This is a genomic window from Streptomyces sp. NPDC054866 (assembly GCF_053610745.1).
Window position 1 is genome coordinate 730,332 of sequence record NZ_JBSGZA010000002.1, and the last position, 15,119, is coordinate 745,450.

The window sequence follows — 15,119 nt, forward strand, 5'->3', positions numbered from 1 at the left end:
GGCCTCTCAGCCGCAGCGGATCCACCGGAGCCCGCGGCTCCGGCCGAAGGCGCCCCGCCGCCAGCCCAAGACTCAGCCGCTCAACGCCCCGCCGTCGCAAGGAACCCCCGCAGAATCTCCTCCCCCGCCGCGACCCCCCGCTCCGGCAGCACCGTGAGACCCGGTGCCGTCCAGCCCGTGTCCGCCAGTTCGCCGTGGCCCGGACGCCAGGAGCGGTCGGCGGCCAGCAGCAGATCGGCGTCGAGGAGCGAGTCACCGGCGGCGAGGATCTCGTCCGCGTCGATACGGCGGGCCACCTCGCGCACCGCCGCACTCTTGGTCAGCGGCTTCGGCACGGCGTAGATCTTGCGGCCCTGCAGCGAGACGGTCCAGCCGCGCCCCTCCGCCCACACGGCGAGCTCCTTGACCCACTCCTGCGGCAGCAGGGCCCGCTCGACGACCAGATAGGCGAAGAGGTCCTCGGCCACCCGCTCCTTGAGGAGCCAGGCCGGGTCGGCGGTGCGCACCATGTGGGCGCGGACCTCGTCTAGCGACGCGCACTCGGCGGCGAGCCGCCGGTCGACGCCCGCACGCCACGCGGGGTCGGACACCCCGTCGACCAGCAGGTGCCCGCCGTTGGCGCAGATCGCGAACTCCGGTGCGGGGCCCGGCAGATGGATGCGGCCGTACTGCTCGCGCGTACGCGTGGTCGTCGGCACGAAGACCGTGGCGCGGCCCACCTCGTCGAGCAGCCCGGCAGCGCTCTCGGTGACGTACGACAGGGGCTTGCTCTCGTACACCTCGACGCAGAGCAGGCGCGGCGCTTCGGCGTCGGGCATGGTCAGGCCGAGGGCGGCGGCGGAGTAGGTGAGGGTGCGGTCCAGGTCGCTGGCGACCAGCACGGTCCGGGGAGTGCTCACTTGGAGGCCACCGCCTTGCCGTCCGTACCGGTGGCTCCGCGCGTGAACTGAGGGTGGATCAGTCCCACGCAGGTGTAGGGGAGTTCGGCCACCTCCTCGACCGGCACGCCCCGCTGCTCCGCGAGGAGCCGTACGTGATCGAGGTCGGCCCCCGCCCCCGCGCGCGCCAGGATCTTCCAGGGAACGCGGCGCAGCAGCACGCGCGTCGTCTCACCGACGCCCGGCTTGACCAGGTTCACGTCGTGGATCCCGTACTCCTCACTGATCCGCTCGACGGCGGCCCAGCCCTCCCAGGTCGGGGCCCTGTCCGCCGAGAGCAGCTCCTTGGCCTGGGCGTCCACGGCGTCGGCCACCTCGTCGAAGCGGGCGGTGATGGCGTCCAGGAAGTCGAGGGAGAGGTCACCGTCGGCGAGCTCGCGGTAGAACTTCGCGCCGTGGAAGTCGTCGGGGCCGACGAGGTCCGCGCGCAGGACCGTGCGCGAAATCAGGCCGGACACCGTCGAGTTGAGGCAGGCCGAGGGGATGAGGAAGTCCTCGCGGGTGCCGTACGTGCGGACGCAGGACCCGGGGTCGGCGAGCACTGCGATCTCCGGGTTGAAGCCGGCGGGACCGCCCGCCTCCTCGAACTCCCTTACCGCGTCGGCGAGTTCACGCGTGATCGCCCCCTTGCCCGTCCAGCCGTCGACGAAGACGACGTCGGCCGCGTCGTGGTGGGCGGCGAGCCACCGCAGCGCGTTGGCGTCGATGCCCCGGCCGCGCACGATCGACACGGCGTAGTGCGGCAGGTCGAGGCCGTGCCGGTGCTGTGCCCAGCGCCGCATCAGTACGCCGACGGGCGTGCCCGCGCGGGCGAGCGAGACGAGGACCGGACGCGGGGAGCGCTCGGCGAGCACGGTCTCGGTGACGGTGCCGACGGCCTGTGCGATGCGGGCCGCGGAGGTGCCGAGCGCCGCGCGGAACAGCTCTTGGTACTGCGGGCTCGGCTGGTACTCGACCGGCAGCGACTCGGCGTAGTGCGCGCCACCGCTCTGTATCGCCTCCTCGCGCTCCTCGGTGGGCGCCTCCAGCGTCACGTCCGAGAGGTCCTGGAGCAGCCAGCCGACGTCTTCGGCCGCGTACGAGGAGAAGTCGGGGCCACGGAGGGGCTCGGGCAGCATGGAGGGCCTTTCAGGGGCGTACTCAGGGAGGCGCGCAGGGGCCTGCTCGGGGACGTACGAAGGCACGACGGCGAGCAGCACCTGCGGGGTGTGCGCGGCGAGCTGCGCCAACAGGCCGTCGGGGGCGTGGAGTTCGGGGCGGTCGGCCACGGAGTCGATCACGATGACGATCGCGTCGAAGCCACCGCCCGCGACGTTGTACGCGTACCTCTCGCCGGGTCCGTCGGCGGGCGCGTCGTGGGCGGGGAAGACGAGGCGGCTGCGGATGGCGTAGCCGGGGTCGTCGACGGCGAGGACGGGCGAGCGGGTGGTGGTGGAGTACCGCACGTCCGCGGTGCCGTCGGGCAGCCGCTCCTCCAGCGCCACGCCGAGTGCCAGCGGCGCGTACATCAGCTCCTCGAAGCCGAGGACGAGGACGCGGCGCGGCGGGACACCGGGAACCCCGGCGCTCGCGAGAGACGGAGCCAGCGCTTCCGCGACCCGGTCCGCCATCCCCGGCAGCGCCGCCGCAAGGGCCGCCCGGTGCTCGGGGGTGAAGCCGTGGCGCCCGCCGTCCGGCACCCCGGCGGGCCAGCCGAGGTCGACCCGGGTGACCGAACCGGCCTCGCGGCGCGGGGCGGGGAGCGCCGAGGCCTCGTTCTGCCGGGTCGAAGCCTTCGAAGGCTTCGAAGCCTCGTACTCCTCGACCAGTGCCTGGCCCTTCTCCAGGACCCCCTCCGGCAGGCTCACCGTGCCGGACGCCATTGTGGTCAGGTCGACCCGCGCGCCGATCTCCCGGGCGAAGTCGGCCAGGCGGCCCTGGTCCTGCGGGGAGCGCATGTCGACGAGCGCCACGATGACGTACCGCTCGCGCGGGTACCGCTCATGCAGGGCGCGGATGGTGTTGAGGACGGTGTTGCCGGTGGAGAACTCGTCGTCGACGAGGACGAGCGGGCCGTCCCTGGTGAGCAGCCGGGGGTCCTCGGGGAGCAGCAGGTGCGAGGTCGCGTGCGAGTGGGACTCCTCGAAGCCGCCGGCCCTGCGCACCGAGTCGACCGGGCGGCGCGTGGAGTGGAGGTAGGGCGCGAGGCCGATGCCGTCCGCGACGCAGTGGCCGAGGCCGGTCGCCGTCTCCGCGTAACCGAGCACGACGGCGCGCCGGGCCTCCGCGTCGCCCAGGAGCGCGCGCACCCGGACACCGAGGTCGCGCCCGGCCGCGTACACGACGGACGGGAGCTGCGGCACATGTTTGCCGAGGACGTTCGACACCAGGAGGTGCGCCCGCTTCGGGTTGCGGCGCAGGGCGAGGCCGAGCAGGTCGCTCAGCCCCGCGTCCCCGGCCAACTCCACACCGAGCCGCTCGGCGACCCACGTCCCTGACCACACCACGTCGTCGTTCACAGTCCTCGCACAGTCCTTACGTTCAGCCGGAGAGATAAGCGGGCATCGGGTGGTCAGCCGGAGAGCCCGGCGGTGAGCAGCTCCACGAAGCCGATGTCCTCGCGCGCGACGCCGAAGACCTCGGCGCGCTGGAGGGTCCTTTCGGCCCAGGCTCGGTGCGGCTTCACTTCGTTCATCTTGTTCGTGTACGCCGAGCGCATGACCCCTCCGCCGTCCCGTTCCGGGCGCAGGATGTCCTCGGCGTCGCTGAACTCCTCGTGGCTGACGACCGAGAGCGCGTGCACGGGCAGCACGTGCGAGGGGTGGATGCAGGTCTTGCCGAGCAGGCCGTTGGCCCGGTCGAGCTCGATCTCGCGCAGCAGCCCGTCGATGTCGTGCTCGATGAGCGCCTGCCGCAGCTCCTCCGCCCGGCCCTCCAGGAAGGGGCTCCGGCGCAGCTGCGGCTTGAACATCCTCTCCTGGACGCGGAAGTACTCCCACACGGGGCCGGTCACGGTGAAGCCCGTGCCGTCGGCCCTGCCGAGGTGATTGACCACGTCGGCGATGACCGAGGCCACGATGTGGACGTCGTACGCGGTCATGTGCGGCGGCCTGCGCAGTCCGTACGCCGAGCAGAAGTCGGTGACGCCGAGCCGCAGCGCGAGCACCCGCTCGCGGTACTTGTCGACGGTGCGGGCTATCCCCGCGAGGGTCTCGGCGCGGCTCTCCAGGTGCAGCAGCTCGGGCGATTCGAGGACCGGCATCGCGAAGAGCCGGCGGCCGCTCGTGGCTTCCGCCACGGCGAGCGACTCCAGGAAGGCGACGCCTCGCTCCTCGGTGAACTTGGGCAGTACGAATCCGGACAGCAGGCGGATGCTGGGCCCGAGGCGAGCCGCCAGGTCGGCTATCTGTTCGGGGGCCCGGACGCGTACGAAGAGGAGCGGGGGCTCCGCGCCGTCCCGCTCGGCGAGGTCGGCGAACTGTCTGACCAGGTTCTCCTCGGCGCCGACGACCTCCGCGTCGTCGATCGAGTCCTCCAGGCAGAGCACCATCGAGATCACGCCACGCCCGGCCTGCTTGAGGATGTCGTCGGCGAGGCGGGGGCGTGTGGCAGGGCTGTAGAGCGTGGCTCCCAGGGCGGCGGCGAGCAGACGCGGGGAGGAGTCCGCGGTGAAGGTGCACGGCTCCCGATGGAAGAGACGCTGTCGCACCTCTGGGGCGATATGCCCGAAATGACGCATGATTTCCCCTGTACTCGTCGGCGCGACCCGACGTGATGTGGCCGGTAATAGTACGTAGGGACGGGTGTCAAGGGTTCCCCATGGGCATGAAATTCAAGTAACCCGGCCATGTCAGACACACAGGCCACACACCGTCACCCCCGCGTTGTCCCGTCCAAACCCGGGAAGGCAGGATGACCGCATGACGCACGCGATGTTGAAGGGGTCGAACGTCCCGCTCGAAGCCACGGCCGTCCGCGCCGTGCTGCGCTGGACCCCTGGTCAGGGCGTCCCGGACGTCGACGCGTCGGCTCTGCTGCTCGGCGCCGACGGCCGCGTGCGGTCCGACGAGGACTTCGTCTTCTACAACCAGCCGCGCCATCCGTCGGGCAAGGTCTGGCGGCTCGGCAAGAAGCGCGTCTCCCAGGGCCTCTCCGAGGGCCTGACCGACACGATCCAGACGGACATGGCCGGCCTGGATCCCGCCGTGAGCCGGGTCCTGCTCGTCGCCTCCGCCGAGAACGTCGCCTTCGAGAACGTACGCGCGCTGCGCATCCTGCTGTACGACGCCGGCGCGGGCGAGGCCGAACCGCTCGCCTACTTCGACATCACCCCGCAGACGGGCGCCGAGACGGCCCTGATCTGCGGCGAGCTCTACCGCCGCGGTGACGTCTGGAAGTTCCGCGCCCTGGGTGAGGGCTACCTCAACGGCCTGGAGGGTCTCGCCGGGGACTTCGGCATCTCCGTGGACGAGTCCGAGGCGGTGCCCGAGCCGACGACCGAGGCCTCGCTCCCGCAGCCGTACCCCCAGCGGCAGCCGCTGCCCGAACCGGCCACGCAGGCTCAGGCTCCGCAGGCTCCCGCTCCGCAGCCCTTCCCCGCCCCGGCCCCGCAGCCCTCGTACGGCTACCCTCCGGAGCCCCCGCGCCACCAGCCCGCCCCGCAGCCGTCCTACGGCTACCCGCAGCACGCGCCCGCCCACGCGGCGCCGGTCCCGCAGCCTTCGTACGGCTATCCGCAGCCCGTGGCCCCGATGCCCGACCCGAACTTCCGGCTGCCGCCCCAGGGCCCGCAGTTCCTCGCTCGCTGAGGACGCGGGGCACGCCGAGAGCACAGGGCCGTTCAGCACGCTGGGCACGCGGCGGCGTTCAGGCGCGGCCCGCGTTCGTCTTGTAGCCGCGGCCCCACTGCAGCCCCCAGCCGTACAGCCGGTCGAGCTCGGCCTGGAAGCCGTACACGAACTTCACCTCGCGGCGCACGATCAGCTCGCCCTTGATGTTCTCCAGCGTGAAGACGGCACAGGAGCGGGCCTGCGGCTGGCGCTCGTCCAGGTCGATCTCGATCCGCGGGCCGTTGCTGGGGTAGAGCGTCACCTTGGCGTGCGTGCGATCGAAGGCCGGCGTCTGGTCGTATATGTAGGCGAAGAACAGCAGCCGCTTGATCGACTCGCGGTGGTCGAGGTTCACGTAGATCGTCTCGCCGGACGGCGAACCGAACCGGTCGTCGCCGCTGAGCTTCACGTACGGCGGGGCGTTCAGGCTGCCGAAGAAGCTGCCCAGCGGCTGCACGACGCCCTTGGTGCCTTCCACCGTCTCGTACAGACAGCCGAGGTCGAGGTCGACGTTGACCACGCCCTGGGTGTGCGCCTGCACCACGTCGGGCTGGAACATCTTGAAGGGGTGGCGCAGCAGGCCGCCGCCCTTGGGCTTGCCGATGATGTCGGACGTACGCATCTGCCAGGAGAGGTTGACCCGGAGGTTGCCGGTGGCCGCGCCCTGTTTGTTGAGCGAGACCGTCGGGCTCCGCTTGGTGAGTTCGATGGAGTTGGTCGCCGCGCTGCCCGACTCGTAGTCCATCGAGCGCCCACGCCACAAACCGTCCCAGAAGGACATCGCCGCCCCCAAAAAAGTGCCGGAGCCCCATGGGCCCCTTACGAATGCCACGGGGCGGCCAGGAGGACTCGTCCTCGATGGCCGCCCCGCTCAGAAGCGTTCCTCACTCGGCCCCGCGTCACACTCCGGGAACGGGTCGGACTCTGGGTCAGACGCCGGAAGGCACCTCGGTCTTCTCGGAGCCCGAGCCCTTGCCCTCCTCTGCCGCGATTCGCTTGTTGCGGAGGACGGACGAGATGAAGGACCAGGCGATCAGGATGACGCCGACGAGACCGGTGATGACCTCGTGGATCTCGTACTGGATGGTGACCAGGAGGATCACGGCGAGGGCGCCGATCGCGTAGTGCGCGCCGTGCTCCAGGTAGACGTAGTCGTCGAGGGTGCCCTGGCGGACCAGGTAGACGGTGAGCGAACGGACGTACATCGCGCCGATGCCGAGACCGAGCGCCATCAGGACGATGTCGTTCGTGATGGCGAAGGCACCGATGACACCGTCGAAGGAGAACGACGCGTCCAGGACCTCGAGGTACAGGAACATGAAGAACGCGGCCTTGCCGGCCATGACGACGGCAGGAACCTTCTTGCCGCTCCGCTTGGCCTCTTCCTCCTGCTCGTGCTCGCGCTCCTCCTCTTCCTCCAGCTTGTTCTCGAAGAAGCCGGAGAGGCCGCCCACGATGAGATACGTGATGAGTCCGGCAACGCCAGATAGGAGCACCGTCTCCGCCTTGTCCACGTGTGTCCCACCGTGCTGGTGGGCGTGGGTGGCGACGGTCATCGCGGCGATCATGAGCACGATGAGCGCGATGCAGGCCGACAACATGTCGATCTTGCCGAGCTTGGCGAGCGGGCGCTCCAGCCAGCCGAGCCACTTGATGTCACGGTCCTCGAAGATGAAGTCGAGGAAGATCATCAACAGGAACATGCCACCGAACGCGGCGATCGACGGGTGAGCGTCGGTCACCAGCTGCTGGTACTGGTCCTTGTCGTTGAGCGCGAGACGCACAGCCTCGATCGGGCCGATCTTGGCGCTGATGGCCACGATCGCGACGGGGAACACGAGCCGCATGCCGAAGACGGCGATCAACACACCGATGGTGAGGAAGATCTTCTGCCAGAAGGCACTCATCTTCTTCAGGATTCCGGCGTTGACCACCGCGTTGTCGAAGGACAGCGAGATCTCGAGGATGGACAGGATCGCCACGATCCCGAAACCTGTCCACCCCCCGTAGAACACCGCCGCGACCAGGCCGAGCGCGGTAACCGCGAACGACCAGCCGAAGGTTTTCAGAAGCACTGGCTACCCAATCGTGTGTGTACGGGCTCCCGTTTAGCGGTCTCCCCCGCGCCGGTCCCCGGCTTTACGAAACATTGACCCCGAAGTCTAGAGCGATGCCCCGCAGACCTGACGCGTACCCCTGCCCAACGGCACGGAACTTCCATTCGCCGCCGTAGCGGTAGACCTCGCCGAAGATCATCGCGGTCTCCGTGGAGGCGTCCTCGGAGAGGTCGTACCGCGCGAGCTCCTGGTGGTCGGCTTGATTGACGACGCGGATGAAAGCGTTGCTGACCTGGCCGAACGCCTGGCCGCGATTGTCCGCGTCATGGATCGAGACCGGAAAGACGATCTTGTCGCAGGTGGCGGGAACCTTGGAGAGGTCGATCAGGAGCGACTCGTCGTCCCCGTCACCCTCACCCGTGAGGTTGTCGCCGGTGTGTTCGACAGAGCCGTCCGGGCTCTTGAGGTTGTTGTAGAAGACGAACCACTCGTCGCCGAGAATCCGGCCCGAGTTGCACATCAGCGCGCTGGCGTCGAGGTCGAAGGGGGCTCCGGTGGTGGAGCGCGCGTCCCAGCCGAGGCCGACCAGGACCTGTGTGAGGTTCGGTGCGGCCTTGGAGAGGGAGACGTTGCCTCCCTTGGCGAGCGTGACGCCCATGATGTGGTCCTCCCCGTGGTTCGAGAGCAAGATTCCCCGGTCCCCCCCCATGATTCGGGAGCAGTGCCCGGGAGCAGGAGTTTTGAGCGCGTCCGGCGCCGCACTCGTGGTGTGCGGCGCCGGACGACAAGGCGGAGGGCGTTACTCGGCTCAGACGTTGACGCCGAAGTCCTGCGCGATGCCGCGCAGGCCCGAGGCGTAGCCCTGGCCGACGGCGCGGAACTTCCACTCCGCTCCGTTGCGGTACAGCTCGCCGAAGACCATCGCCGTCTCCGTCGAGGCGTCCTCGGAGAGGTCGTACCGCGCGATCTCCGCGCCGCCCGCCTGGTTCACGACGCGGATGAACGCGTTGCGGACCTGGCCGAACGACTGCTGGCGGGTCTCGGCGTCGTAGATCGAGACCGGAAACACGATCTTGTCCACGTCGGCCGGAACAGCCGCCAGGTTGACCTTGATCGCCTCGTCGTCGCCCTCGCCCTCACCGGTGGTGTTGTCACCGGTGTGCTCGACGGATCCGTCCGGGCTCTTCAGGTTGTTGAAGAACACGAAGTTGCCGTCGCTGCTGACCTTGCCCTCGGCGTTGGTCAGAATGGCGCTGGCGTCGAGGTCGAAGTCCGTACCGGTGGTGGTACGGACATCCCAGCCCAGGCCGACCAGAACCGCGGTCAGGCCGGGCGCCTCCTTGCTCAGCGATACGTTGCCGCCCTTGCTGAGGCTGACTCCCACAAATCCTCCCAATTGATGTCCAGGGGCGGGGAGCCCCAGTCGTGCTTGCCATCGGATCAACGAGTGGATCCTAGTGACCGGTTCCCGGCTGCCACAGGCTCTGCACCTGAAGAAACACAGGGTGTCACCCCTGAGGAATCACAGGGTGTCGAGCGCCTTGACGTACTCGTTGAGGTCGCGGGCGTCCGGCAGGCCGTTGACGACAGTCCAGCGCACCACGCCCTCCTTGTCGATGATGAACGTGCCGCGCACCGCGCAGCCCTTGTCCTCATCGAAGACCTCGTACGCGCGCGACGCCTCGCCGTGCGGCCAGAAATCGGAGAGCAGGGGGTACTCCAGGCCCTCCTGTTCGGCGAATACGCGCAGGGTGTGAATGGAGTCGTTCGAGACCGCGAGCAGCTGGGTGTCGTCATTGACGAACTTCGGCAGTTCGTCGCGCAGGGCGCAGAGCTCGCCCGTGCACACACCGGTGAACGCGAACGGATAGAAGAGCAGCACCACGTTCTTCTCGCCGCGGAAGTCCGACAGCCGCACGGTCCGGCCGTGGTTGTCCTTCAACTCGAAGTCCGGGGCCTTGGTGCCGGTCGCGATTCCAGCGAGCGCCATGAGTTCGCATCCCTTCGATGGGGCTGTTCGGGTGACGACCACCCTACGCAACGGACGTTTCGTCCGATCAACCCGCAGGGCGGGCACTTCTCCGCGCCGCCTCTCAGGCCCCCCACGCACGACTGAGCCCCCACCGGCATGCGTCGGTGGGGGCTCAGCTCACAGCGATTGGCTCAGTCGACTTCCTGCTGCCTGAGCGGCAGCTTCACCGCTTCTTGGCTGCCGCCTTCGGCGTGACCAGACGGCTGCCCGTCCAGTCCTTGCCCGCGTTGATGCTCTTGGTCTGAGCGAGGCCGGCCGTCTGTGCTGCTTCGTTGATGTCGCTCGGCTCGACATAGCCGTCGCGGCCTGTCTTCGGCGTCATCAGCCAGAGGTCGCCGCCCTCTTCGATCAGCTGGGTGGCGTCTACCAGCGCATCCGTCAGGTCGCCGTCGTCCTCGCGGAACCACAGCACCACGGCGTCAGCAGTGTCGTCGTAGTCCTCGTCGACGAGCTCGCTGCCGATCACCCCTTCAATGGCCTCGCGGAGCTCCTGATCGACATCGTCGTCGTAGCCGATCTCCTGGACCACCTGCTCGGGCTGGAAACCCAGCCTCGCGGCAGGGTTGGTCCGCTCCTCCGCGTGGTCCGCGGTCGCGCTCACGGCTTGCCTCCTGATCATGTTTTCGGGAATGCCTTCACCCACGCGCGTGCGCGGGACATTGGCGGTAGTCCACACGGGCGGGCCGGATCGCGCAAGTACCCGGCCGTCAAGACCGCTGAAACGGTGACGTTCCCGGCCGTGTCGCCGCAACTCAAGGCCCACCTGCCAGATCCTTCTCCGCTCGCACTTCGCTCGACTTCGCTCGTACGACACCGAACGGAACTGAGGTCCGAACGGCCTTACGAACCGGCTAGGCGGGATGGGCGTATCGTTGCGATTTGGTCGAGCCTACCCCAGGGCCGCCGGGCGGACCCCTCGGTTACCTCTCAGTAGAGATGACGATTCCGCCTACGCGGTACACGATGGGGAACGTCTCACAGCCAGGCAGAACCCAGGCGAAAGCCCCAACAGCGAAGGAACAGCGTGGCTTCCGGATCCGATCGCAACCCGATCATCATTGGCGGCCTGCCGAGTCAGGTCCCGGACTTCGATCCCGAAGAGACCCAGGAGTGGCTCGACTCCCTCGATGCCGCGGTCGATGAACGCGGCCGCGAGCGGGCCCGCTACCTGATGCTCCGGCTTATCGAACGCGCGCGCGAGAAGCGTGTCGCCGTCCCCGAGATGCGCAGCACGGACTACGTCAACACGATCGCCACCAAGGACGAGCCGTTCTTCCCCGGCAACGAGGAGATCGAGCGCAAGGTCCTGAACGCGACCCGCTGGAACGCCGCCGTGATGGTGTCGCGCGCCCAGCGCCCCGGCATCGGGGTCGGCGGTCACATCGCCACCTTCGCCTCATCGGCCTCGCTCTACGACGTGGGCTTCAACCACTTCTTCCGCGGCAAGGACGAGGGCGACGGCGGCGACCAGATCTTCTTCCAGGGGCACGCGTCCCCCGGCATCTACGCCCGCGCGTTCCTCCTCGACCGGCTCTCCGAGCAGCAGCTCGACGCGTTCCGCCAGGAGAAGTCGAAGGCTCCGAACGGACTTTCGTCCTACCCGCACCCGCGGCTGATGCCGGACTTCTGGGAGTTCCCGACCGTCTCGATGGGCCTCGGCCCGCTCGGCGCGATCTTCCAGGCGCGGATGAACCGCTACATGGAGGCGCGCGGTATCGCCGACACCTCCAAGTCGCACGTCTGGGCCTACCTCGGCGACGGCGAGATGGACGAGCCCGAGTCGCTCGGCCAGCTCTCCATCGCCGCCCGCGAGGGCCTGGACAACCTGACCTTCGTCGTCAACTGCAACCTCCAGCGCCTCGACGGCCCGGTGCGCGGCAACGGCAAGATCATCCAGGAGCTCGAGTCGCAGTTCCGCGGTGCTGGCTGGAACGTCATCAAGCTGGTCTGGGACCGCAGTTGGGACCCGCTGCTCGCACAGGACCGCGACGGCGTCCTGGTCAACCGGCTCAACACGACGCCCGACGGCCAGTTCCAGACGTACGCGACCGAGACCGGCGCATACATCCGCGACCACTTCTTCGGCGACGACCACCGCCTGCGCTCCATGGTCGAGAACATGACCGACGAGCAGATCCTGCACCTGGGCCGCGGCGGCCACGACCACAAGAAGGTCTACGCGGCGTACGCGGCCGCCAAGGCCCACAAGGGCCAGCCGACCGTCATCCTGGCGCAGACGGTCAAGGGCTGGACGCTCGGCCCGAACTTCGAGGGCCGCAACGCCACCCACCAGATGAAGAAGCTGACGGTCGACGACCTCAAGGGCTTCCGCGACCGCCTGCACATCCCGATCACGGACAAGCAGCTGGAGGACGGCGCCCCGCCGTACTACCACCCGGGCCGTGACTCGGAAGAGATCCAGTACATGCACGACCGCCGCCAGGGCCTCGGCGGTTATGTCCCGACCCGCGTGGTCCGCTCGAAGCCGCTCCCGCTCCCCGAGGAGAAGGCGTACGCGGCCGCGAAGAAGGGCTCGGGCCAGCAGTCGATCGCCACCACCATGGCGTTCGTCCGCATCCTGAAGGACCTCATGCGGGACAAGGAGATCGGCAAGCGCTTCGTGCTGATCGCCCCCGACGAGTACCGCACCTTCGGCATGGACGCCTTCTTCCCGAGCGCGAAGATCTACAACCCGCTCGGCCAGCAGTACGAGGCCGTCGACCGCGAACTGCTCCTCGCCTACAAGGAGTCCCCGACCGGTCAGATGCTGCACGACGGCATCTCCGAGGCCGGCTGCACGGCCTCCCTGATCGCCGCGGGCTCGGCCTACGCCACCCACGGCGAACCGCTGATCCCGGTGTACGTCTTCTACTCGATGTTCGGTTTCCAGCGCACCGGCGACCAGTTCTGGCAGATGGCCGACCAGTTGGCCCGCGGCTTCGTCCTCGGCGCCACCGCCGGCCGTACGACGCTGACCGGCGAGGGGCTCCAGCACGCGGACGGCCACTCGCAGCTGCTCGCCTCGACCAACCCGGGCTGCGTCGCCTACGACCCGGCCTTCGGCTACGAGATCGCGCACATCGTCAAGGACGGCCTGCGCCGGATGTACGGCCCCGACAGCGAGGACGTCTTCTACTACCTCACCGTCTACAACGAGCCGATCCAGCACCCGGCCGAGCCCGCCGATGTGGACGTCGACGGCATCCTCAAGGGCATCTACCGCTTCAAGGCGGGCGAGCAGGGCGCCATCCCGGCGCAGATCCTCGCCTCCGGTGTCGCGGTGCCATGGGCGGTCGAGGCCCAGCAGATCCTCGCTTCGGAGTGGAACGTCAAGGCGGACGTCTGGTCGGCGACCTCCTGGAATGAACTGCGCCGCGAGGCGGTCGACGTGGAGCGCCACAACCTCCTGCACCCCGAGGAGGAGCAGCGCACCCCGTACGTGACGCAGAAGCTGTCCGGCGCCGAGGGCCCGTTCGTGGCCGTCTCCGACTGGATGCGGAGTGTCCCCGACCAGATCTCCCGCTGGGTCCCCGGCACGTACCAGTCCCTGGGTGCTGACGGCTTCGGCTTCGCGGACACCCGCGGCGCTGCCCGCCGCTTCTTCCACATCGACGCGCAGTCGATCGTGGTCGGCGTGCTCACCGAGCTGGCCCGCGAGGGCAAGCTCGACCGCTCCGTACTGAAGCAGGCCATCGACCGCTACCAGCTGCTCGACGTCACGGCGGCCGACCCGGGCGCCGCTGGGGGCGACGCCTAGGCGGTGCGGCGCCGGGGGTGGAGCGCCCGGGGTGCACCGCCAGCGGTGCAGCTACTGGCGAGCACTCATGGTGCAAGGGTGCCCTGTAGCACGTAGGTCGTTCGGAGGGTGGTGGGGCGGAGGCTCCCGCCGCCCTCCGGCGTTTCCTACGATGCGCGCATGGAAGCGCCCATAAAGCACCAACCGGCACAGCTCCGTTGGGAGCGACGCACCCAACGTCCGCTCCTCGCGCTCGCGGTGGCCTTCGCCGTCGCCTACGCCGTGCCCATCGTGGTGCCCGACGCGAGCAAGAGCGTCGGAACCACGTGCACCGTGGTGGAGTGGATCGTCTGGGGTTCGTTCGCCGCGGACTATCTCGTACGTCTCTACCTCACCGACCATCGCAAGCAGTTCGTCCGCTCGCACTGGCTCGACCTCGGTGCTGTCCTCCTTCCGATGTTGCAGCCGCTGCGGCTGCTGCGGCTGGTCTCGACTCTGCTGCTGGTCGGGCGCCGGGCCCGGATGGCATCTCAGATTCAGCTGACGACGTATGTCGCCGGGGCTGTCGTGGGCCTCCTCATGTTCGGTTCGCTGGCAGTCCTTTCGGTGGAGCGGGAGTCACCGAACGGCAATATCAAGACCCTTGGCGACGCGGTGTGGTGGTCCTTCACCACGATGACCACCGTCGGCTACGGCGATCACGCGCCGACGACCGGGCTCGGCCGCGTGCTTGCGGTCGGCCTGATGCTGTCGGGCATCGCGCTCCTGGGTGTGGTCACCGCCAATATCGCGGCCTGGTTCATCTCGCGCTTCGACCGGGACGACGTCGAGGAGCGGCGCCAGACGGCGGCGATCGAGGCTCTGACGACGGAGGTGCGAGCGCTACGGGCACAGGTGACCGCGCTGTCGGGCGGGGCGGTGCCTGCCGTGGCGGCGGGAGCAGGGATGGGTGCGGCTGGGGCGGTGCCCGGTGCGGCGGAGGTTCCGCGGCCGGCGCCGGCCGCGGATGGTCCTGACGTCCCTCCGGTCAGTTCTCCCAGACCTTGAACGCCCGGACGCGGTAGGGCGATTCGGGGACCCAGCTGCCACCCCCTGGGTATGTGTCGAACTCGCCGGTCTCGGCACACTCCGCGGATTGATACGTGGTGACCGGCCGGCCCGTGCGATTGGCGAGTGCTTGAGCGCTGCCCCCCTCCGGCAGCGCTACACAGCTCTCGATGTCGATCTCGGACAGCTCGTACGTCTGTCGGGCGCCTTTGAACTCCGCCTTTCCCCATAGACAGAGCTCCCCCGGCCCGCAACCGGCGAGCCTGGGTGGCGCGGATGCCCCGGCGTGCTTCACGGGTGTCGCGAGATCGGCGTGTGTGGACGATGCCGTGGCACCGGCCTGTGCGGGGGTGAGGATCACCGTGGCGAGCGCGGCCGCGGCGAAGGACGTGGGCATGGTCGTACGCATCTGCTTCAACTCCCGTGTCGTGTCGATCACTTGCCAGAACTGTGACCCACTCGCCAGCTCCATCGGAAGGGGTACGGATGTGCGTCACCCAG

The 15,119-nt window shown here is 68.9% G+C and carries 13 protein-coding genes; 3 read left to right on the top strand and 10 right to left on the bottom strand.

Annotated elements, in window-relative coordinates; all coding sequences use genetic code 11:
- Nucleotides 1–80: 80 nt before the first annotated feature.
- The 3 genes from ACWGI2_RS12060 to ACWGI2_RS12070 are packed head-to-tail and all read right to left on the bottom strand — an operon-like array spanning nucleotide 81 to nucleotide 4,656.
- Nucleotides 81–899 carry an HAD family hydrolase gene (locus ACWGI2_RS12060; RefSeq protein WP_453695105.1) on the bottom strand — a complete coding sequence of 273 codons (819 nt, stop codon included), beginning with the start codon at nucleotides 897–899 and terminating at the stop codon, nucleotides 81–83.
- On the bottom strand, nucleotides 896–3,436 hold the full coding sequence (locus ACWGI2_RS12065) for a phosphoribosyltransferase (RefSeq protein ID WP_453695106.1): 2,541 nt from the start codon (nucleotides 3,434–3,436) through the stop codon (nucleotides 896–898). The genes ACWGI2_RS12060 and ACWGI2_RS12065 overlap by 4 nt, the downstream gene beginning before the upstream one ends.
- Before the next feature lie 53 nt (nucleotides 3,437–3,489).
- On the bottom strand, nucleotides 3,490–4,656 hold the full coding sequence (locus tag ACWGI2_RS12070) for an HpcH/HpaI aldolase/citrate lyase family protein (RefSeq protein ID WP_453695107.1): 1,167 nt from the start codon (nucleotides 4,654–4,656) through the stop codon (nucleotides 3,490–3,492).
- Nucleotides 4,657–4,837: 181 nt separating this feature from the next.
- Between ACWGI2_RS12070 and ACWGI2_RS12075 the strand changes: the two genes are divergently transcribed.
- Nucleotides 4,838–5,725 carry a TerD family protein gene (locus ACWGI2_RS12075; protein ID WP_453395351.1) on the top strand — a complete coding sequence of 296 codons (888 nt, stop codon included), beginning with the start codon at nucleotides 4,838–4,840 and terminating at the stop codon, nucleotides 5,723–5,725.
- Between the two features lie 58 nt (nucleotides 5,726–5,783).
- On the opposite strand, the gene ACWGI2_RS12080 is transcribed toward ACWGI2_RS12075, so the two are convergent.
- From ACWGI2_RS12080 to ACWGI2_RS12105, 6 genes are all read right to left on the bottom strand, one after another.
- A complete protein-coding gene (locus ACWGI2_RS12080; RefSeq protein ID WP_453395352.1) occupies nucleotides 5,784–6,527 on the bottom strand; it encodes a TerD family protein in 744 nt (247 codons plus the stop codon).
- A gap of 148 nt (nucleotides 6,528–6,675) precedes the next feature.
- Nucleotides 6,676–7,821 carry a DUF475 domain-containing protein gene (locus ACWGI2_RS12085; RefSeq protein WP_453395353.1) on the bottom strand — a complete coding sequence of 382 codons (1,146 nt, stop codon included), beginning with the start codon at nucleotides 7,819–7,821 and terminating at the stop codon, nucleotides 6,676–6,678.
- Between the two features lie 64 nt (nucleotides 7,822–7,885).
- A complete protein-coding gene (locus ACWGI2_RS12090) occupies nucleotides 7,886–8,461 on the bottom strand; it encodes a TerD family protein (protein WP_160504835.1) in 576 nt (191 codons plus the stop codon).
- A gap of 150 nt (nucleotides 8,462–8,611) precedes the next feature.
- Entirely contained in the window at nucleotides 8,612–9,187 is a 576-nt protein-coding gene (locus ACWGI2_RS12095) for a TerD family protein (protein WP_160504836.1), read from the bottom strand.
- Between the two features lie 138 nt (nucleotides 9,188–9,325).
- Nucleotides 9,326–9,793 carry a peroxiredoxin gene (locus tag ACWGI2_RS12100; RefSeq protein ID WP_453395354.1) on the bottom strand — a complete coding sequence of 156 codons (468 nt, stop codon included), beginning with the start codon at nucleotides 9,791–9,793 and terminating at the stop codon, nucleotides 9,326–9,328.
- 205 nt (nucleotides 9,794–9,998) lie between these two features.
- Entirely contained in the window at nucleotides 9,999–10,436 is a 438-nt protein-coding gene (locus ACWGI2_RS12105; RefSeq protein ID WP_361189495.1) for a DUF3052 domain-containing protein, read from the bottom strand.
- Between the two features lie 423 nt (nucleotides 10,437–10,859).
- Between ACWGI2_RS12105 and aceE the strand changes: the two genes are divergently transcribed.
- Together aceE and ACWGI2_RS12115 are read left to right on the top strand one after the other, a co-directional pair.
- A complete protein-coding gene (gene aceE / locus ACWGI2_RS12110) occupies nucleotides 10,860–13,592 on the top strand; it encodes a pyruvate dehydrogenase (acetyl-transferring), homodimeric type (RefSeq protein WP_453695108.1) in 2,733 nt (910 codons plus the stop codon).
- Between the two features lie 159 nt (nucleotides 13,593–13,751).
- Nucleotides 13,752–14,618 carry a potassium channel family protein gene (locus tag ACWGI2_RS12115; protein WP_453695109.1) on the top strand — a complete coding sequence of 289 codons (867 nt, stop codon included), beginning with the start codon at nucleotides 13,752–13,754 and terminating at the stop codon, nucleotides 14,616–14,618.
- Here ACWGI2_RS12115 and ACWGI2_RS12120 read toward each other — a convergent pair.
- The gene (locus tag ACWGI2_RS12120; protein WP_453695732.1) at nucleotides 14,599–15,027 is read right to left on the bottom strand and encodes a peptidase inhibitor family I36 protein; all 429 of its coding nucleotides are present in this window, start codon (nucleotides 15,025–15,027) and stop codon (nucleotides 14,599–14,601) included. The two genes, ACWGI2_RS12115 and ACWGI2_RS12120, sit on opposite strands and share 20 nt — an antisense overlap.
- Between the last annotated feature and the right edge of the window lie 92 nt (nucleotides 15,028–15,119).

Excerpts from the sequence above, each read along its gene's own strand:
- ACWGI2_RS12070 (WP_453695107.1), bottom strand. The coding sequence starts at position 4,656 with ATGCGTCATTTCGGGCATATCGCCCCAGAGGTGCGACAGCGTCTCTTC.
- ACWGI2_RS12075 (WP_453395351.1), top strand. The coding sequence starts at position 4,838 with ATGACGCACGCGATGTTGAAGGGGTCGAACGTCCCGCTCGAAGCCACG.
- ACWGI2_RS12080 (WP_453395352.1), bottom strand. The coding sequence starts at position 6,527 with ATGTCCTTCTGGGACGGTTTGTGGCGTGGGCGCTCGATGGACTACGAG.
- ACWGI2_RS12090 (WP_160504835.1), bottom strand. The coding sequence starts at position 8,461 with ATGGGCGTCACGCTCGCCAAGGGAGGCAACGTCTCCCTCTCCAAGGCC.
- ACWGI2_RS12100 (WP_453395354.1), bottom strand. The coding sequence starts at position 9,793 with ATGGCGCTCGCTGGAATCGCGACCGGCACCAAGGCCCCGGACTTCGAG.
- ACWGI2_RS12115 (WP_453695109.1), top strand. The coding sequence starts at position 13,752 with ATGGAAGCGCCCATAAAGCACCAACCGGCACAGCTCCGTTGGGAGCGA.
- ACWGI2_RS12120 (WP_453695732.1), bottom strand. The coding sequence starts at position 15,027 with ATGCGTACGACCATGCCCACGTCCTTCGCCGCGGCCGCGCTCGCCACG.